This is a genomic window from Paenibacillus sanguinis 2301083 = DSM 16941, assembly GCF_000374825.1.
GTDB lineage: Bacteria > Bacillota > Bacilli > Paenibacillales > Paenibacillaceae > Fontibacillus > Fontibacillus sanguinis.
On sequence record NZ_KB895385.1, the window covers coordinates 49,359 to 69,121 of the forward strand.

Here is a 19,763-nt window from a genome sequence, read left to right on the forward strand (position 1 = left end):
TACATTACACCTCCATGACAAGCAGCTCAGGATTAGCGAGCAGTTGTTTGATATAGTTCATGAAATTTTGTGCGGTTGCACCATCGATCAGACGGTGGTCAAAGCTCAGCGACAGAGCCATTACAGGCGCTACTACAACTTCACCATCGCGTACAACCGGTTTTTCACTAATCCGGCCCGTACCCAGGATAGCTACTTCAGGGAAGTTGATAATCGGAGTGAAGAACATACCGCCCGCAGAGCCGATGTTGGAGATAGAAATGGTGCTGCCTTTCATTTCGTTAGCGCTAAGCTTACCTTCACGGCCACGAAGCGCCAGATCAGAAATGGACTCAGCGATCATCCAGATGCTCTTGCGATCCGCATCCTTGATGACAGGGACGATCAAGCCGTTATCTGTGTCTGTGGCAATACCGATATCATAATGCTTCTTGTACACGATTTCGTTGTTCACTTCATCGATGGAAGCATTTAGTGCCGGGAACTTACGGGAAGCAGCTACCAATGCCTTCACGATAAATGGCAGATAAGTTACTTTGATTCCCTTCTTCTCAGCTACTGGCTTCATACGAGTACGGAAGGCTACCAGTTCAGTAACATCCACTTCGTCCATAATCGTAACATGTGGTGCGGTGTAAGCCGATTTAACCATCGCGTTCGAAATGGCTTTACGGATACCCTTGAATGGTACACGTTCTTCGTCCGCCCCTTGCGGAATTTCAGTAGGAGCAGCTGCCGGAGCTGAAGTTGCCACAGCATTCGCTGCTGCTGGTGCCGCTGCAGAAGATGCTGCCGGAGCCCCTCCGTTCTTGAAGGCTTCTACATCTTCGCGAGTAATTTTGCCCGCTTTACCTGTACCTGGAACTTGTGCAATATCAATGCCTTGCTCGCGAGCAAACTTGCGAACGCTTGGCGTAGCCAATACTTCACGGTCAGGAGCAACTGGAGCTGCCGATGCTGCTGGTGCCGATGCACTTGCCGCAGTCGCTGCTTCAGCAGGAGCCGGAGCTGCCGCTTCAGGCTCTTCATGTGCCGGTGCATCCCCTTGGTCAGGGATTTCTCCCTCCGCATCAATGACAGCCACTACCTGGCCTACACGGAATACCGCACCATCCGTACCGAACACCTCTTGTACTGTCCCGTTAACTGGACAAGGTACTTCTACAACCGCTTTATCGTTCTGAACTTCCATGATGATATCTTCATCTGTTACAGTATCACCGGGTTTGATATGCATTTTAATAATTTCGCCTTCATGCAGACCTTCCCCGAGTTCAGGGAACCGATATTCAAATTTTGCCACAGGAATTACCTCCCATTTTTTGTCTAATTAAAATTCAAGTACTTTATTGACACCTTCAATAATGCGGGCCGGGGACGGGAGCCATTGATCTTCGATTTGCGCGAAAGGATAAACCGTATCCGGTGGCGTAATGCGAAGCACAGGAGCTTCCAGGTGTAAAATAGCTTTTTCGTTGATTTGCGCAATAATTTCAGCGGCAATACCTGCCGATTTTTGAGCTTCTTGTACGATAATGACGCGGTTTGTCTTCTTCACAGAAGCTACGATCGTATCGATATCAAGCGGCGCCAGTGTGCGCAAGTCGATAACTTCAGCTTTCACACCATTTTTCTCCAGCTCGTCTGCCGCTTTCACTGCAGTGTGTACCATCATGCCATAGGCAATGATAGTTACATCAGAACCTTCACGAACGATGTTGGCTTTGCCCAGCTCAACCGTGTACTCTCCTTCTGGCACCTCATCGCGGAAAGCATGATACAAGTTCAAATGCTCCATAAAGAATACAGGGTCATTATCGCGAATTGCAGAAATCAACAAACCTTTGGCATCATAAGGATTTGAAGGAATAACCAGCTTAATCCCCGGTGTTTGGGCGATCAAACCTTCCAATGAATCAGTGTGCAGCTCAGCGGCCTTAACGCCGCCGCCAAACGGCGTACGGAATACGATTGGCGCATTGTAACGACCGCCGGAACGATAACGCAAGCGAGCCGCTTGAACCAAAATTTGATCCAGTGCTTCAAAGATAAAACCTACGAATTGAATTTCTGCGATAGGACGGAATCCTTGAATTCCAAGGCCTACAGCCATACCACCGATCGCTGATTCCGCCAGCGGCGTATCCATAACGCGGTCTTCACCAAAATCCTTTTGCAAGCCTTCAGTAACGCGGAACACCCCGCCGACATTCCCTACGTCTTCACCGAAAATAATGACATTCGGATCACGTTCCAATTCAACGCGCATTGCGTCCCGAATTGCTTCTTTCATATTCATCTGTGCCATTGCTTGTATCCTCCTCTATAGAACGATCAGACTTATTAAATGTACAGCTTATTTAAAATCGGCTTTTTGCTCTTCCAGATGTTTTGGCGTATGCTCGAACATGCTGTCAATCAGGCCTGGAATTGTCATTTTTTCTGTTTGCTCTGCTTTTTTAATTTGTTCGTTCACTTTTGCTTTAGCTTCATCCTTCACACGAGCGGTATCTTCATCTGTCCACAGACCTTTCTTTGTCAGGTACTTGGCCAGACGATTGATTGGATCCTTCTCGCCCCATTCGCCTTCCTCTTCCTTCGTCCGGTACTTGGAAGTATCGTCGGACAAGGAATGTGGACGGAAACGGTAAGTTACAGCTTCGATCAACGTAGCCCCTTCTCCGTTACGGGCACGCTCAGCAGCTTCTTGCACCGCGCTGATGACAGCAAATACGTCCATCCCGTCGATCTTGACGCCGCGAATCCCGGCAGCAACCGCTTTATGGGCAATCGACAAAGCCGCAGTCTGTTTGGAGAATGGTGTCGTAATAGCATATCCATTATTTTGTACGAAGAAAATAACAGGCAGCTTGTATACCCCGGCAAAGTTCAGTGCTTCGTAGAAGTCGCCTTCCGAGGAACCACCATCACCGGTATAAGTAATTGCTACTTGTTTTTGTTTTTTCAATTTATAGCCCATAGCAATCCCCATCGCATGCAGCACTTGTGCACCGATGATGATTTGTGGCATAAGTACATTAACGCCTTCTGGAATTTCACCGCCATGTTGATGACCGCGGGAATACAGGAACGCTTGATAAAGCGGGAGACCATGCCATACAAGCTGAGGCATATCGCGATAGCCTGGGCAAACAAAATCTCCTTTGTCCAAAGCAAATTCACTACCTACCATAGTCGCCTCTTGGCCGGATACCGGTGCGTAGAAGCCCAAACGACCTTGACGGCCCAGGTTAATCGCCCGTTCGTCCCAAGTACGGGTAAATACCATACGGTACATAAGCTCTTTTAATTGATCGTCGGTCAAAGCCGGGACTTTATCTTTATTCACAATCTCGCCATCCGGCGAAAGCACGGTTAAAGCTTCAACTTCTTCCGTATACACTTCATAAGGAATCTTGCTCATTTTTTTCACCTCGACTAAATATTTGATTATCTTGTGTCTCTGTTATAGAATTATTATACAACTGTTTCACTCAATAAGTCAAAGGATTTCAGGTTAATTGTGTTATGTTTTTATTTTTGTGTATGTAACAGTTTATTTAAATTAGTATAACACAGTCCTTTTTTCGGGAATTGTCTATGACCCATTTCTCACGATAAATTCTATCTGAATCCAAGGGCAAAAGCAAAATTTCAAGGAACGGAGCGTGTTTGAACTATGACAGAATCACGTTATCTCAAACGAACTATTATTAAGGAAGAGATTGAAAGCAAGTTTCTAGAAGAAAAGCGCTATCTCCGCGTATACCTTCCTCCTGGCTACAATGAAATTATCAGCTATCCTGTCGTATATTGTCAGGACGGTGAGGAATTTTTCAACTTTGGACGGATTGCCACCCATGCCAACCAACTGATATTGGATGAAGGAATTGATCCCTTTATCATCGTTGGCGTAGAGGTCAATACGACCGTGCGCACAGAGGAATACGCTCCATTTGGCAATCGCTTTGAAGCTTACACAAGCTGTTTTACGGAAGAAATTATTCCCTTCATTGAACAGAAATATCCGGTTCGCCGCGAGCCCGGGGAACGGATACTGGCAGGTGATTCTTTAGGAGCAACCGTTTCCCTTCATTTGGCCTTGAAAAGACCGGACCTGTTTTCCAAAATTATCAGCCTGTCTGGAGCCTACTATGAACCTTCACTGAAACTGCTGGCGAAGGAGACCGATCTGACCACTCTGTCGCTCTATATGATCGTTGGTCTACAGGAACAGAAGTATACGACCGATACGGGGACCTATAACTTCGTTGAACTGAACCGCAAGGCCAAGGCCCTGCTGGAGGAACGTGGCGCCAAAGTTACTTATTTTGAGAAGGATGGCAAGCATTTGTGGGGCTTCTGGCAGCAAGAACTTCCGGATGCGTTAATTTACTTTTTGAAATAGCGCTTACACTTTTTGACTTGAACAAGGCTGTCCATTAAGCGATTAGGGCTTTTAGGGGACAGCCTTTGTTCATTTTCCTATTCCGCCGCATTAGAAGTTTGCTCCCTTACGACGACGCGTTCTGCGGTCACCTCGGTTATCCCGGTCTCAGTTCCCATATGGATATTCCCGGTTTCCAAGGACCGGCGAGGCAGCTTCCATTTGTAGTGCACCGACAACATACGAAAGAAGACAACGAGAACAAACAAAAAAATAAGCTCAAATGTGGACTCGAACCACCCGAAACCCACCGCCAAACCGGCCAGCATTGCCCATACGGCATAGATTTCTTCCCGGAGTACCAGGGGCTTGCGCCCGGCAAGCAAGTCACGAATGATCCCGCCGCCAATCCCCGTCAATACTGCCGCAACCAGCACCGCACTGATTGGATGCTTCATTTCTGTGGCATAGAGCGCCCCTTGAATAGCAAAAGCGGACAAGCCAATGGCATCAAACAGCACCTCCGTCCGCTTCCAATGCCGAATCCACGGCATAGGCAGGATAAAGGCAATCAATACAGCCAATACAGCCAGTAAAATTAAATCCCCTTGCGTCCATAAGGTAGTGACCGGAACACCGATTAGCACATTGCGGATAATTCCGCCGCCAAAAGCTGTAACTAGGCCCAGCACCACTACCCCGAGCATGTCATACTTCTCCTCCATCGCCACGAATGCCCCGGACATGGCAAACGCAATAGTTCCAATGATGCTGAAAATATCAAATATGTGCATGTCCCCGTCCTTCTCTGCCTCTTTCTGTTAGCTATGTTCCATCATTCCTCATTGTAGGCTCTTAAGATGAAATTGTGCAAGCCTAAAATCTGAATTATACTAATTTAATGAACCGATTTATGTACGAAAGGAAGAATGGAACATGACCAACAATCGGGTACTCATTTTTGCCGGAGGACGTATTGATCCAACCCTTGTCCAAGAGATTCGTGACGACGACTATATTATCGGGGCTGACCGCGGAGCCTTGTTCCTAATACAGCATGGTATACAACCCAATTTGGCAGTAGGTGATTTCGACTCCGTCAGCCAAGAAGAATTGGCAGTGATTCGGGATAACAGCGGCGAATTCACCAACTGCGATGCGTTGGATAAAGACTTGACCGATACGGAGCTTGCCTTCGACCTGGCTATTCGTCTTCTCCCACAGGAGATTGTGCTTATGGGGGTCATCGGCACTCGTATGGATCACACTCTTGCGAACATACATATTTTGCTGCGCGCGGTTCAGCATCAAATTGCCTGCAGTATTTGGGATGAGTACAACTATATTACACTCACCGGCACAACCTGCCAGGTAGAAGACCGGGGATATACTTACGTTTCCTTACTTCCACTCACTCCAGAGGTTACCGGCATCACACTAGAAGGCTTTCTCTATCCCCTGGACAAGGCTACGTTGAAGATGGGACAATCTCTAGCTGTCAGCAACAAACTTGTTGCCTCCACGGGCACGGTTAAAGTCGAAAGTGGCTGGCTTTTGATTATTCAAAGCCGGGACTAGTCTAATAAATAAAACAAAATTGTAATTATTTAAAAAAAGCCCGCAATACCTTGATAGTCAAGGCGTTTCGGGCTTTTTAGTTCATGTTTTTTATCCTTTTCCTAGAAAAAAACAATTTTTAATCGTTTTTTAATAATCGCCCTCAAAGCTTTGATATACAAGCTATAAAGCCCTATCTACCAATTTTTAGAATATTACAAACCTGTTATACTTCATTACGAATCAAATTAACAAAATTTTGGAGGTACAACAAGTATGATTAGACGCAGCGTTTTCCAAAAGGTATTAACAGTCGGACTAGCTTCCGTCATTGGATTTGGCTCTTTGCTTACAACCGGAGTCGGAACAGTACAAGCAGAATCCGCAGAAAGCACTGCCGTATCCAAAGGGACTAGCGTGGTTAACTACGGCAAGAAATTTTTGGGCACGCCTTATAAATTTGGGGCTTCCACCTCGACCAGCCGCGTATTCGATTGCTCATCCTTTACCAAATATATATTTAAAAAATACGGAGTTGATTTACCTCGCACTTCCTCGGCACAATCTAAATCAGGTTATGCGGTATCCAAGTCCAACCTGAGAACGGGAGACCTCGTCTTCTTCTCCAGTGGCAGCCGGGCCAACGGAAAGAATGTGACCCATGTGGCCGTTTATATGGGGAATGGAAAAATATTGCATACTTACGGCAAGCCGGGAGTGACAATCTCGAACTTGAACTCCGGTAACTGGAAGAAGACTTATCTCAAAGCCCGCCGCGTCCTGTAATGGACAAGCCTGCTTATCTTAACATATAGCCTGTACCGTGGATTGTATGCAGCAGTTTGGGGGTACGACCACGGTCCAGCTTCTTACGTAAATGGCGGATATACACATCCACCACATTAGTCCCCGTGGCAAACTCATAGCCCCACACCTGCTGCAGAATCATTTTGCGACTACAAACCTTACCGGCCCTCCTGGCTAGAAATAAGAGCAAGTCGAATTCTTTCGATGTAAGCACAATCTCCTCACCGTCCCGGTAGACCTTGTGGTTGCGAAGCTCCATACGCAATGGACCATAGCCCAATTCCGTGGCAGAACCATCGCCAATCTGCTTGTAAAGGGAGAGCAAATGACCCATTCTTGCATAGAGTTCAGCCATGGGAACTGTCACATTTACACAATCATTAACCCCATTGGCAAAAGCGCGTACCACCGTTTCTGAGCTCCACTCTTCAAGCAGCAGGATGATGGGAAAGGGAGCAAACCTGCCAATTCGCTCTAATATTCGCTCCCATTTCTCTTCGGACAGATCGGTCCCGAGCAGGACCAGCTCTGGCAATTCATCATTCAAGTGATGGATTGCCTCATCCCCGCTCTGACACCATCCCACCTGGTAGCCCGCTTCCTCAAGTCCAGCCTTGATTCTGTCCCCTTCCCTCCCATTCTCCAGCACCAGCAGTATATATCTTCGCATTGCTATAACCACCTTACCTGCAATTACCAAGCAGAAAACCTGACTTTTTGAACATGCATTTATAAGATGTTCAATCAAGACTCAAACCATTCTGTACGCATGGCTGAAGATAAGCAAAAAAGCTGCGGGATACGCTCTGCACCTGCATCATTCCAGCCGGCGGCAATTGGCTGCGAAATACCCCTTTGCCGCCGCTGCCTGCTCACTGGCGAATACCTCTTGAACCTGATAACGACGCTCCTCCGTAGTCGCACAGGACTCCCGTTCGTAATATTTCATCCCCGTTGCCAAATCGACGAGGCCAAGAACGGCTGAGGAACGAACCAGCCTTCCTCCCCCAAGCGCATAGTTATTGTAATAACGATCACCAACGGGGATTCCCTGCAGAAAAGCAATGATACCAACATCATCCAATGTATTGTTCCATTCCTCCTGTGAAATAGTTGGGAGTGTAAAGGTATAACGCACTCCCTGTCTGGCAGCATAGTCATTGTGAAGATGAATAGCTTGCTCCAAATCCTGCTCAATGCTATGCACAATCACTGAGCGGCGTACCGCATCGAATTGGGAATCGTCCTGAAGCAACGGGATGGCTGTCTCATCCTTTAGCTCATCCTGCCTTCCGCTTAGCCAGCGGTTCTCAGCCGCATCATATACCGTCACATAACGATCCAGCGTGAAGGACATGCTGTTGCCACCAGGATCGGCATAAACATAAGGCTTCTTGGCTCCCCAACGGTGCGTCAGGGAAGATTCCTGGTCATATTCGGGACCTAACCTGGCCGCATATACATAATAACCATCGTAATCAAGCACAACCACCGCCGGGATGTAGGCAAGCAAGGCCTGTTGTCCCACCAAATCATCGGCTACACCAAAATTGACATACATCGTTTGCAGAAAAGCGGCAAGGGCTTGCTCCTTGTCAGCCCGCATCCATTTATCCGAGCCATAGCCATTTTCGAATCTCTGCAGTTCGTTTCGATTAAGCGCCTGCCCCCCATCCTGAGCAGATGTCTTTAGCGCCGTTGTATAGCGGATATCCAGCCTATTCATCTCCCGAATATTTTCAATATGTAAGCTTCCCAGCCATAACATGGGACTCACAAGTAGTACAAAGATGATCGCCCAGTCAGTAATCTTCATTCAGGACCATTCCTCCATACATCATTAAGTCGGAAGCCTGCGAAGCAGGACTGCCATACAAAAAATCAGAGAAGATATCCATCGGCCCACGTGAACGATTTGTCAGCGTTACCGAGAAATAATCACCTGTCTGAAGCTTGTATCGTCCTTTCTTCCTGGGCGTGCCAGCCGTATCCCCCGGAAATAATACTGATAAAATTTCGGGGGAATAGTAGGCATCGTATACAACACTGAACTCATTCAAAAACGTGTTGGGATTGGCCGGATCGCCATACTCCGGATGATATTTCTTCCGGCGATGCTCCAGCTCCACCTCATGCATCCCTCCGCCTACCTCCAATTGGCGAATAAATTCTTCATACATAATGGAGGATATAAATCCCTTGTTCCTGACCGCGTCAGCAAATTGCACCATAGCCTGATAGGCAGCTAAATAACGAATATCCTCCTCCCGCTGAGCCGTCTGCAAGGCTGGATAGGCAAACAATAACAAAACAGCCAGCAAGGCAGCGGTCACCTTGGACAGAATATGGCTCACTCTTTCATCTCCTACCGTTGATAGAACAACGTATACTGAATGCTGCCATCTGCATCATAAGTCGGTTTGGCAGCATATTTGGCATTTAAATTAAGCACAGCTAACGCGATATTGCGGCTTCGCTCCAACACGTCCATGGAATCCGTAGCCGTACCGGATGTCAACGGAATCCCATCCACGACGACCAGTTGCCCTTGATTGCACCATTCCTTTAAGTTATGTATAATCTGCAAGCCAGTATAGGTATCCAGGTTCTGGTTCACTCCAGCTTCACCACTATGATATACAGGAGCCAATACCAAGCTTTGGGCCGCTCCCATGCGCGTAAATACACTGCGAACCGAGCTATGCAAATTCATGGCCAGGTAGTCTATCGCTGAATTTTGACGATGGTCGAAGGCCAGAGTCAAACTGACTGCTGCTAGACAGAAGCTGATGGAAAACAGCAGCCATAACATTCCCTTTACGTGATTCATGGACAACCGCCAAGCTGTACAACAGCAATCAAGGAATCACCGTGGTCTGAGTAAATACGACACCACGCACGACATTTGACCTATCCTTGATTACTCGTGCCTTAAATTTCCCACTTGGATTGACATATTCATTCAGAATTTCATTCCATGAATTTCCGATATCTGCATGGCTTGGCCCTATGACGGAGCCGTATTTTTCTGATCCTTCAGGAACATTAACATTTAATATGTCACCATACCATTCTCCTCCACTATTCTTCCCTGTTTTCACCAATACACCAAATTGCTGGCGGTCATTAAATTTCCGTAAAGCATTAGTCACCTGGGAACCGCTGATGGTCGTATCGTCATAAACCGTAAATGAAGCTTGGGACAACTCTGTTTGAATGTCCGAGAAATGAGTTTGTGCAGTTTTCGTTGCCTCCTGTGCTGACACAAACAAAATAACTACAATTGTAATCAAGGCAATGGTCAGAAAAATCCCTGCTGCTACTTTTAATGCGGATGATGCATTATTCATAATCCCTGTTCTCCTTTAATTTATAATTTTTGAATTTGTTCAAAATAAAAGCCCATTTGCTCAAAGCTCATCCAGATCAGCGGAATAACTAAATATGCAAAAACGAGCGAATACATAGGGGCAAATCCGATCATCCGTCCAAGTCCGGCCCTGGTATCCAGTGACTTCTCATAATCGAGACGACGGCATTCAAAGTGATACGCCATTTCAGTATCCAAATCATCAAAAGCATCAGCGATAGTGATCTTCTCGGTGGCCAAGATCAATTTATCCGTCAATCGCTGAAATTCGTCCAGGCTCACCTCGTCCTTAAGCTCTCTTAAGGCTTGTTCAGCTCCGTGTCCGTAATTGAGCAGACATCTTTGCAAAGGAGTACGAAAAATCACGGCATAGGAGGCGAGCCAATCCAATATCTCTTCTACGGAAATCCGTTCCAATTCACGCAGTATCGCGATCATCGTTTGGAATTGATACACCTCGTGCTTCATATCCATCAACCGCATAACACGTTGAAAATGCAACGCCCACAACGGAAAATAATATCCGGTTAACCCGGCCATCAAAGCTAGACCCATTTCCCACCATTTTAGATATTCACCATTCCACCGGTCCAGTTTATCTAGGATTCGCTGTGTGGCTACAACAATGTCCTCGAAGGTAATCATGTTGTTTTCTTGATTTAGCTGCGCCATCACGGACTCGCTAATGGCATCATAAGTCAAGTTCTCCTTCATGCCGAGTTCCCGCATGACAGCCGCATCCAGTTCGGCCCCGTGTCGTCCGGCTTCCACCATATCCTGAGGTATGGAGCCGAAAAATACCGGCTCCCTTGGAGGCTCCGTCATAATTCGTTGCTGAGAAATAAAATGCAAGGCTAAGGCAAAGCCCAGAGCCAGGAGGAAACAAGCAATAAAGCTACATATTCTTCTTACCTGAAACAACTCCACACGCAACCGTTCATTTGTATCCTGAATCAGCCGTGTCAAGCGATAATAGGTCACCGAAGCAGGAGAAGGAACAAAGCAACGGCATATCCACGCTAATCCTTTACACTCCAGGATCACCGCTTCCCAAGGTCTATTCGCTGGTTCGGCCCGGTAAGAGGTCTCCACTTCGCTCTTCAGCTTTTGCAGCAGTATGTAACAGAGCAAAATGATCAAAAAAATACTCAGTTTGATTAAGATTCCGGCTTTGCTCAAATAAAACTGATCCATTAACGGGAAATTTCCCCTGGCCCATATTTCAATAGGCTTCGTAAAAAATACCGGTAATAATGCAATGACATGCAATCCCTTAAGCAAATAATCAAGCCGGTTCTTGCGAATAAGCTCAAGCTGTATTTCTCCGGTCAAGCTGCTGATTCCGCGTAAATAAAGCGAACCACGTTCACGCTTGCGATCACCATACTCCAGTATTAGTCGGGAGATACCGGCGAAGGCCTTGAGAAAACGATTTGGTGCCGTTTCGTAGTATTTCTCCAACGCCTCATCCGGACGGGCGTTCTCCAGTGCTTCACTAATTAAGTGGGCATGCACCCCAACCTCATGACCTGTCTCCTCGCCCGCTTCTTCAATAGCATCGGACACCATTCCATGCCGGTGATAAGCATGTCTGACAGCAGTAAAAAAATCGAGCATCTGTTCCAGCAGCTTCTTCTCCAATTGATTGACATAGCCGTCCAGCAGTAAGTCTTGTATGACTGTAGCAGCAAGCAACATTAATAGAAAGAAACTCCAGCTTGGGTTCAAAATCGTTAACAATAGAATTCCAAGGGTAAACGAAATGGTAATTCCATAAACAAACTTCATCGTTTGCCGTCGGAGCTCGAATTCATTATAACGATGAATGATGGATAACCGGGTTCGGACCTTCCAGATATAAAGCTTAAGCGGCGGGCACTTCATACCCAGCGCATAAGATTTTAACAAGACTGAGGAAAGAACCGCACCAAGCCAGCGTAGAGGCTGCCCCTTCGACACATCCCCCATTGCGGTTCCATCTGCCCAAAGGGCCTGCTCCTTCCTTCCGGCATACCGCCCGGCCAGATACAGCACCAGGCCACCAACTAAAGACAATACGAGGATAAGCTGTAGAAATGTCTTAAGCTCCAACCGTCTCCCCCCAATACGTACTGGCGAATTGATCAAAAGCAGCCGCATCCTCTGGCAGCATTTCCCGTATCATGGCTTGGCGGCAACGGCTTGAAATAGCTTGTACAGCCACATATCCTCCGGCACGGTACTCAACGATGACTCGTTCCACATATCCTTGGCGGGTTAAAGCTTTTGCTGACTCCCCATGTGCTCTCTCTGTAGTGGCACCACCAATAGCAACTTCACCTGGCTCTAGTCGATAGCATTCCGTGATGCGCTCGATATAACGATTGCCCGCCATGTCGCGGCGAAGATGAATATCAAAATCGATTACGGAGGCCACCTGAAGCTCCGCTATGTTTTCATCCCGGAATACCCCCGTCTTGAGTAATGAATTACGCAGCGACTCGATCAAATCCCGGAAGGTTTTGGCATGGTGTGTGAAGATGGTAAACAAGCTTGCTACCTGCGCCATCTGCACCATCCAGGCTGCCACCTCATCCGTAGCGACCTCTCCCAGAATATTGACGGTTCCATCCGTCTTCTTCTGCAGATCCAATCCCGCTTGTCCACTCACATAGTCCGTCTCCCTGAAGCTTAAAATATTCCGTCCGCTATACAGCCGTCGTAAATTAAGCTCAAAGGACATCTCCTGGACACGCAGGGTATAAGCCGCATAGATATGCTTGACCATAGCCATTAGCAATGTGGTTTTCCCCGAGCCTTGTGAACCAGTAATTGAGGTGATTCGACTGCCCTTCATCAAATACTTGAGCAACTGGACCGGCAGACCCGCATTATTGCCCTGTATTAACTGCTCCAAAGCGGCGTTCTGTACATCAAACTTGCGGACAAAGAAAGCCCAGGTCTCGGCAAAGGGAGGCCTTACTACCACGACCCGCGATCCATCCTTCATCTCATTAACCTTGAATCCATTTGCTTCAGACAGTTGTCCAGGCAAGTTGAATTTATAGATATTTTGACAAACTCGCTTTAACTCAGCTTCACTCCCGAAGGACAGAAATGATAGACGCAGACTTTTGCCCTTATAGAAAACCCACACACTTTCCCAAAAGCGGACAACTCGTTCCCCATCTTCATCTAACTGTAAGTCTGACACTGACTGCTGCCAAAGCTCCGGGTACTCATCAACGGTTGCGAAGCTGCCGGAAACCCCGCTTACCCCTCCACTAACACCATCGATCCGCATCTCTCGCAGTTCATCAACAACTGAAAACCCCTTGTACCCTTGATAGACACGTTGAACTACGATATCGAGCTTCTCCTGAAAGGAAAGCGCACGATACTCCAAATAGAACACCCGATCCACATCTTCTCTATTGATTTCATAAACTGAGGTGCCATTCGCCGTCTTAGGGGGCTTAGGCTCATCCAGGGCATAATCTTCAATGATTCTGCGCAAGCTCTCCGTGCCATAACGTAAACGATAAAGATACATTATAATATCGAACCGATCCTGCGGAGTCAGCAAATCACGACGCTGAAAGGGCATGATATCATCTATGTTCCCCTCATGAATACCGCAGCTTCCGGTCAAGATGTCACGAATAAATGATTTGACATAACGTTTATCGCGCAAATCCCCATAGGTACAGCCTCGTAAAGCTTGACGAAGCTCCGTCCTTGCCTTGACCCTTCGATTCCAGACATCCTCACCGATTCCCCAATCATTGCTGTACGGGCGACTAAGCTCATGCAGGCTTTCCTTCACCTGGTTGATTAACGTTTCAATCCTAAAGGGCTCCTGTTCCGCTGGTTCTTGTCCTGTCCGGTTAAGAGAGGTACGAACCTTCAACCAGAGATACAGCAGCAGAAGCAGCAATATTAGCGCAATCATCAGGCCATTGGTTAATTTGTTCAAGTGCCTAGGCCCCCTTCTCTTGCCTTGGGCCGTTGTGACCGGTGCCCTCCACAAGCTCCAGCAGCTTGCCTCCAAGACGATAAAATTGATCCAGCAGCTGCTGATGAGCATTTTTGGGCCGAGGTACCCATCGGTATTTACGGAAAAAGGTCAATATGTCCTGATCATTCCAGGCATCCATAAATTCCGACTGATGCGGAATGCCAAATATGGGCAAGCCGGATTTATAGCGACGTTGAATATTGGCCAGGCTCCAATGGGATTTTGCATCAAAGGAAGAAATAGCAACGCAAATGTCTGGGTGCTGCCTGGACAGATAGGGAGCAATATCGTTAAAAAAAGCTTCCAACTGTGCTCTTCGCTGCGGAAGTACCGCAACCATAATATCCCCCTTTTGTCGGGAACGCAGAGCCTCGCTCAGTCGCCGGCGTCCTTGAAGATGGAGAACGACCAGATCATAAGCCTGCTCAGCCATTTGCAACAGAGCCGCTACCTCTTGTTCCCCTTCCCCCGCCAGAGCTAATCCGTCATGCTGTAATCCCCCAGCAAAATCAAGCCTTCCCCGCAACAGAGGGAGTGTGTAATCTGCGATATTTCCCGGCTTGAGACGCCCGCTGGCAGCCATACGCAACAAGGCAGCCATGCCGAATTCATCCAGTTCCCTGTTTGCTCGTCCGGCCTGATGGCGCAGTACAGCTTGACGCAGTCCTTCTTCAGGCCCGCTTGAGACCCGACCTTGATTGAGCAGCAACACCCGCTGCGAATAATGCAGCCCTAGCATGATGGCGCAGGCAGTGGCGATTTCAGCAGCTATGCCCTGACCTCCGTCCCAGAATAACAGCCGGCTCATGCCTGTCTCCTTTCTGCCTGACGTAGCGCTTTTTTGGCCATAGTCGATTCCCAGCCAGCCAAATCATGCAATAGCTGTCGTAGTGCTCTTTTGTAGGAGCGGGACAGATGGGAAAGACGCAAGCGGCCTGCATGCTCGTTCTCCAATTGGACAGCCAGATTCAACTCGTTCCAGGGAATGCGGATCCCATCCTTACGCCATTCCAGTGCAAGCCCGTCCATAAAGCTCATAATATAATCGCTGCTCAGGTAGCAATCCACTGTACGGATATACACCGGACGAACAGTCATCCCCCGCAGCTCCGGCCATAAATGTAACAAAGTACCAAACCACTGTGCACTTGCCTCCACCTCATAACGGTCATACGAGGTTACCCATATGATCTCATCCGCGGTTGCAAACCACTCAGGTCCAAAGCCATTTAATGACTCCAGATCATACAGCTCATAATCATAAGCGTTTGCGGTTTCTCCACCCGGCTTCTTCATAGAGGCCTGCGCGGCCGTCAACGGGCATGCAATAACATCAAAACCGCAGAACTCGGTCACCGCCAGCCCGGAATCATTGCCCCCCAACGCATACCGATACTTTCTATTCTCAGTGCCATCCGCCAGCAATACCTTTGTACCCGTCGCTGCTAACGCACTGCACAAGTACAACAACAGATCACGTTTATCACTCTTGCCTACAAACAACCAACGCTTCACGTCATACCCTCCTTTATTTCACCGTATCCAATTTGAAGCTGTCCTCCGGCGCTATCCCTCTGTCCCCTGCTGATCCGGGTGAAGCTAAAGCGTCAGACGAAGCAGAGCTTGCCCGGTAATCGGACAATTGGGCTTGACGGCTGGAGTATTCGGCTGCATGCTGCGGCGTCATCGTTAGCAAATCACTTTCCAGTCCCTTCCGCGCATTGGCACTAAGCACCGCTTCCGCCTGTTTCACAATATTAGGGTCCTTCTTGATAAGCTGCATGACAGCCTCATTGGCCGGATAGGTTGGCACCGGCTTCTTTTGTAAATAGGGCTCGACATAAGCGAGCGCATAAATCGATGCTTTATGTAAGTAAGCGTCTACTATGGCACTGGAGAGCGTTAATATTTCTGCTTCTCCAATCGTAAGGGTGACCGTCCCCGAAGCTAGCTCTTCAACCTTTTTCTTGGATAGCAAAATATAATCCTGACCCGTCGGGAACTGAATCCGTATATCAACAACGTCGCTCTTCTCTAATAGTCCGGGAAGCTGTACAAAGGACATCTCTCTCCATCGCAAGTCATCCGGTGTGGGCTCTTCCTCATAAAGCAGCGTTTCCGTTAATAGTGTACGCGGCTGCAAGGAGACTTTCGCATATTTGCCTGCAACCCCCTCCTGCGCGCTCAGGACATCGGCCGGAATACTGTCTATCGGCAGCTTTACCCGCTTTAAATCCTCCTGCTTGATGGGATGACCGGCTATGATTTCACGAGTGATTACCCAACCCTCAGCCGTCTCCCTGCTGGCAACTCCCCTCAAATCTTTAAGCTGTTCTTCATATGATTGTGATAATGCTTGCTTGGCTGCACGTTCTCCATTTTCCTGAATCAGAGCATATGCGATGAATATCGCACCTACAGCAGCAGCTCCGATAAATCCGGCGATCAGCATTTGCTTCGATTTTTGCCTAAGTCTTGGCATGCCTCAGCTTCCCTTCCTTACTGTTTTTACTTAATCCAATAACTTGACCCTGTACATAATGCGCTGCAAGGTCGTTCTTGCGGACCCTCCAAGGCGCGGCAGCAAATCAGAACAGATCATTTCAAATACTGCCGAGCTATCCGCTCCCGGCTCAAAGGGATCCAACTCCGGGGGAAGTCCATAGATATGCTTGGTATGCAGCAATTTGCCCAAACGGCGAAGTATCGATGGCGCTGCAAAAGGAATACAGAATCGCAAATCCGGAGGCAGCTTCCCTACAGCCTTTGCGCCTTCTATGAACCGTACCAGCTCCTCGCTTCTCCATACTGCGCCGGACCCCACCACAATCGGTAAGTCAGCACGCCGGAACTCTTCCAGCAAGTCGGCACTCCGTGCAGCACCCAAATCGCAGACCACGCAATCCAGTCCTTGAGTTAACAATTCAATAAATTCAGATCGAGTGCATGGCTTGGTGTAGACTACACGAGAGATGCGAAACATACTGCTCGGACTGGGCCGTGCCGATAGCCGTTCTTCCTCGCTCATACCTGCTAGAAGCTGAAACGCCGTTGCTTTGGAGTCCATCTCTGCTAATGCTACCCTCTTGAAATGCCGGGATAGCATATGTGCCAGTGAGATGGCTGCACTTGTCGTGCCCACTCCGGAGGATACACCAAGCATAGCTATGACGAGCGTGCGGCCGCTGAGCGGATGAGCAGCAGCGGTTGCTTGTTTTGGCCTCCTATGGATCTCCGGGAGGTTATCGGAAGCATGGAGTATCGCATCCTGCAATGCCGTGATCACCATCTCGGCTGATGAATACCTGTCCTCCGGATTTTGCTTAAGCAAGCGACTTACGATAGCAAGCAAAGGGCCGTAGCCCTGGCTACGAAATGCACTTGCTGCCTCCTGCGACCAAATGCTATAACGGCAGCCACTCCCCAAATAGAGCAGAACAGCCCCAAGTGAATACAAATCGGCGCGGGCATCACTTTGCCGGCCACCATATTGCTCTGGCGCAGCAAATCCTAGCGTCCCAAGCTGTACAGTATCCTCCGACTTGCTCTCCGCAAACATACGGGCGATGCCAAAATCCACAAAGCGAAGTTGACCCTTGCCGTCTACCAGCACATTGGAGGGTTTTACATCCCGGTGAACAATCGGTGGCTGATGGTTATGCAAGTATTGCAAGCCTTCCAGCATCTGTAAGCCAAAACGGGTTAATTCTTCCACTGTTAGCCTTTCAGCTTTTGCACTTACATAGCGATCTAAATGAACACCCTCTATGAAATCCATCACGATATACGAATACCCATCCTGATCCGCATCCATAAAATCTACGATTCGGGGCAACCGGTGATGGTTTAGAGAAATGAGCAACTCCGCCTCCCGCGCCACCAGAAGGGGCTCCCCGGGACGGGTCAAGCACTCCTTCACAGCCCACACTTTGCCTCGCAGCTTCAAATCTGCTGCCAGATAGACCCGGCTCATTCCACCCTGCCCGAGCAATCGCTCCACCCGGTAACGCTCGGCAAGCACTTGCCCCGGAGCCAGCCTGGAATCGAAGCGCATCTGTTAACCTCCTTCTCCGACCGCACGCAAAAAAAGGAAAGCCTCCATATCCTCGCTCTGGCCAGTAGGCCAAAACAATGACATGGGATGCTTTCCCTTTGTACGATCAATGTATAATTTTGGAATCAGTATAAAACAATTAGGAAGTAAATGTAAAGCTCTTTTTTAAAAATCTCTATCTCAATATATAATTTATGTCATTAATATTTAATCATATATAATGTAATTTCATCGCGATTATGGAACAATTGTTTGGCTTGCTGAATCTGTAGCCTGGCCTCCTGGAACATCCCGGTTACCTCTTGAATCAAAGCCATCGGCTTCTTGGTCAGCAGCTTGACGGTCACAACGACTGTTCCGCCCGGAGCCAGAGCATATAACAGCTCTGTAACCAATCTTGCCGTCAGCTTCGGGCTCCAGCTCATATCGCAGACTAGTAGATCAAATTGATTTTCTCTAAATTTTACGTTATTCGCGTTCCGTTGCAAGAAGGTTAGCTTTGGCGAAGACAATAAAGATGAATCCAGCTTGGCCGTATCTACTGCCGTAACTTTGAGCCCCCGTTCTAGTAGAAATGAAGTCCAGCCCCCTGGAGCCGCGCCGATATCCAACGCTTCATGGAACGAAGCAAATGGAATGCCAAAGGCAACCTCCGCCTCGAGCAGCTTGAATTTCGCACGGGATATTTGCCCGTCCTCCTTACGGAAACGGACGGCTCCACCGTTCCAGTCTGACAAATTATCCTGAGGGTGAGACACCCCTGCATATATACGATCTCCTGAAGCAAACAGCGAGATGATCCAATCAGCCTCTCGCACGACAAACTCAGCTCCCGCTATATCTTTTAATTCCTCCTGCAACCGATCTCTCAACTCCGCCGCCGAGCCTGCCCACAGTGATTGTTCTGACTTTCGGGCCTGTATCGCGATCTTGGCTGCTGGCAACCGGAAATCAGCCATTAGATATTTACGCAGTGGAGTAAGCCAGGTTTCTTCTTCATTACTCTCATGCTCTAGCGGAGACCATTCCCAGTCCACAAGGAACGTATGACGCAAAAAGACAGGTGGTGCCTGGATCAGCCGATGATGGACATCCTCCGGTATAGCCTGCAATGTAGCAACAAACACTTCACCAGGCACCAGCATCTTGCTCTTTACACTGCCGAAGGCGCGGCGCAATTCCTCCTGCGCATAGGGAGCAAAGCCATGATTCGCCGTACAAATCCACTTGGATTCAGGCGGCACCTTGCAGTTCCTGGCGATTTCCTCCAGCCGCTCGAACGGTATCGGCCCATTATGCAATTTCACCTGTGGCGGAAGGTTAGGATATAAAATTTCGTACATGCTTTTTTTGCCCGCGATGCTGGAGGTATGCAGATAAATTTCGCGCGGGAACTTTCCCTCCCGAACCAGGGCTGCCGCCATTTCCGTTCCTGTGGGTTCGCCGGGGCCCATATCATAATCGAGCGATAAAATGTCAACCTCCGTCAAGCGAAGCAGTTCCAGACACTCTTCGGTAGTGCGCGCTAACGTAAATCCTTGCGGACACCTGCGAAAATCGTCCATATATACATGAATCAATAGTGTTCTTC

At 48.3% G+C, this 19,763-nt stretch carries 19 protein-coding genes; 3 read left to right on the top strand and 16 right to left on the bottom strand.

Annotated features, from left to right (window positions below):
- Positions 1 to 4: 4 nt before the first annotated feature.
- From C557_RS0115605 to pdhA, 3 genes are read right to left on the bottom strand one after another with little or no spacing between them, the layout of a single operon-like run.
- A complete protein-coding gene (locus C557_RS0115605; RefSeq protein ID WP_018752822.1) occupies positions 5 to 1,303 on the bottom strand; it encodes a dihydrolipoamide acetyltransferase family protein in 1,299 nt (432 codons plus the stop codon).
- A gap of 27 nt (positions 1,304 to 1,330) precedes the next feature.
- Positions 1,331 to 2,308 carry an alpha-ketoacid dehydrogenase subunit beta gene (locus tag C557_RS0115610; RefSeq protein WP_018752823.1) on the bottom strand — a complete coding sequence of 326 codons (978 nt, stop codon included), beginning with the start codon at positions 2,306 to 2,308 and terminating at the stop codon, positions 1,331 to 1,333.
- A 48-nt stretch (positions 2,309 to 2,356) separates the two neighbouring features.
- Positions 2,357 to 3,424 (bottom strand): pyruvate dehydrogenase (acetyl-transferring) E1 component subunit alpha, encoded by a 1,068-nt coding sequence (gene pdhA, locus C557_RS0115615; protein WP_018752824.1) that lies wholly within the window; start codon positions 3,422 to 3,424, stop codon positions 2,357 to 2,359.
- A 255-nt stretch (positions 3,425 to 3,679) separates the two neighbouring features.
- On the opposite strand from pdhA, the gene C557_RS0115620 reads away from it, so the two are divergent.
- A complete protein-coding gene (locus tag C557_RS0115620; protein WP_018752825.1) occupies positions 3,680 to 4,408 on the top strand; it encodes an alpha/beta hydrolase in 729 nt (242 codons plus the stop codon).
- 77 nt (positions 4,409 to 4,485) lie between these two features.
- On the opposite strand, the gene C557_RS0115625 is transcribed toward C557_RS0115620, so the two are convergent.
- A complete protein-coding gene (locus tag C557_RS0115625) occupies positions 4,486 to 5,181 on the bottom strand; it encodes a trimeric intracellular cation channel family protein (RefSeq protein ID WP_018752826.1) in 696 nt (231 codons plus the stop codon).
- Positions 5,182 to 5,323: 142 nt separating this feature from the next.
- On the opposite strand from C557_RS0115625, the gene C557_RS0115630 reads away from it, so the two are divergent.
- Together C557_RS0115630 and C557_RS0115635 are read left to right on the top strand one after the other, a co-directional pair.
- A complete protein-coding gene (locus C557_RS0115630) occupies positions 5,324 to 5,965 on the top strand; it encodes a thiamine diphosphokinase (protein ID WP_018752827.1) in 642 nt (213 codons plus the stop codon).
- A gap of 255 nt (positions 5,966 to 6,220) precedes the next feature.
- Entirely contained in the window at positions 6,221 to 6,730 is a 510-nt protein-coding gene (locus C557_RS0115635) for a C40 family peptidase (RefSeq protein WP_018752828.1), read from the top strand.
- 13 nt (positions 6,731 to 6,743) lie between these two features.
- Here the strand turns inward: C557_RS0115635 and C557_RS0115640 are convergent, their stop codons facing one another.
- From C557_RS0115640 to C557_RS0115695, 12 genes are all read right to left on the bottom strand, one after another.
- Complete coding sequence (locus C557_RS0115640; RefSeq protein ID WP_018752829.1) at positions 6,744 to 7,421, bottom strand: winged helix-turn-helix transcriptional regulator; 678 nt, start codon at positions 7,419 to 7,421, stop codon at positions 6,744 to 6,746.
- Between the two features lie 147 nt (positions 7,422 to 7,568).
- Positions 7,569 to 8,567 (bottom strand): hypothetical protein, encoded by a 999-nt coding sequence (locus C557_RS0115645; protein WP_018752830.1) that lies wholly within the window; start codon positions 8,565 to 8,567, stop codon positions 7,569 to 7,571.
- A complete protein-coding gene (locus C557_RS0115650; RefSeq protein WP_018752831.1) occupies positions 8,554 to 9,105 on the bottom strand; it encodes a hypothetical protein in 552 nt (183 codons plus the stop codon). The genes C557_RS0115645 and C557_RS0115650 overlap by 14 nt, the downstream gene beginning before the upstream one ends.
- A gap of 11 nt (positions 9,106 to 9,116) precedes the next feature.
- A complete protein-coding gene (locus C557_RS0115655) occupies positions 9,117 to 9,581 on the bottom strand; it encodes a hypothetical protein (RefSeq protein WP_018752832.1) in 465 nt (154 codons plus the stop codon).
- Between the two features lie 28 nt (positions 9,582 to 9,609).
- Positions 9,610 to 10,101, bottom strand: coding sequence for a hypothetical protein (locus C557_RS0115660; protein WP_018752833.1), 492 nt, complete (start codon positions 10,099 to 10,101; stop codon positions 9,610 to 9,612).
- Positions 10,102 to 10,121: 20 nt separating this feature from the next.
- Positions 10,122 to 12,212 carry a hypothetical protein gene (locus C557_RS0115665; RefSeq protein WP_018752834.1) on the bottom strand — a complete coding sequence of 697 codons (2,091 nt, stop codon included), beginning with the start codon at positions 12,210 to 12,212 and terminating at the stop codon, positions 10,122 to 10,124.
- Positions 12,202 to 14,052 carry an ATPase, T2SS/T4P/T4SS family gene (locus C557_RS0115670; protein ID WP_040677151.1) on the bottom strand — a complete coding sequence of 617 codons (1,851 nt, stop codon included), beginning with the start codon at positions 14,050 to 14,052 and terminating at the stop codon, positions 12,202 to 12,204. Before C557_RS0115670 ends, C557_RS0115665 begins: the two co-directional genes overlap by 11 nt.
- A gap of 28 nt (positions 14,053 to 14,080) precedes the next feature.
- A complete protein-coding gene (locus C557_RS0115675) occupies positions 14,081 to 14,926 on the bottom strand; it encodes a hypothetical protein (RefSeq protein WP_018752836.1) in 846 nt (281 codons plus the stop codon).
- A complete protein-coding gene (locus tag C557_RS0115680; protein ID WP_018752837.1) occupies positions 14,923 to 15,633 on the bottom strand; it encodes a hypothetical protein in 711 nt (236 codons plus the stop codon). The genes C557_RS0115675 and C557_RS0115680 overlap by 4 nt, the downstream gene beginning before the upstream one ends.
- Positions 15,634 to 15,646: 13 nt before the next feature.
- The gene (locus C557_RS0115685) at positions 15,647 to 16,600 is read right to left on the bottom strand and encodes an SAF domain-containing protein (RefSeq protein ID WP_018752838.1); all 954 of its coding nucleotides are present in this window, start codon (positions 16,598 to 16,600) and stop codon (positions 15,647 to 15,649) included.
- A gap of 30 nt (positions 16,601 to 16,630) precedes the next feature.
- Complete coding sequence (locus C557_RS0115690) at positions 16,631 to 18,172, bottom strand: serine/threonine-protein kinase (RefSeq protein ID WP_018752839.1); 1,542 nt, start codon at positions 18,170 to 18,172, stop codon at positions 16,631 to 16,633.
- A 200-nt stretch (positions 18,173 to 18,372) separates the two neighbouring features.
- Positions 18,373 to 19,752, bottom strand: a complete 1,380-nt coding sequence (locus C557_RS0115695) for a cyclic-phosphate processing receiver domain-containing protein (protein ID WP_018752840.1) — start codon at positions 19,750 to 19,752, stop codon at positions 18,373 to 18,375.
- Positions 19,753 to 19,763: the final 11 nt, after the last annotated feature.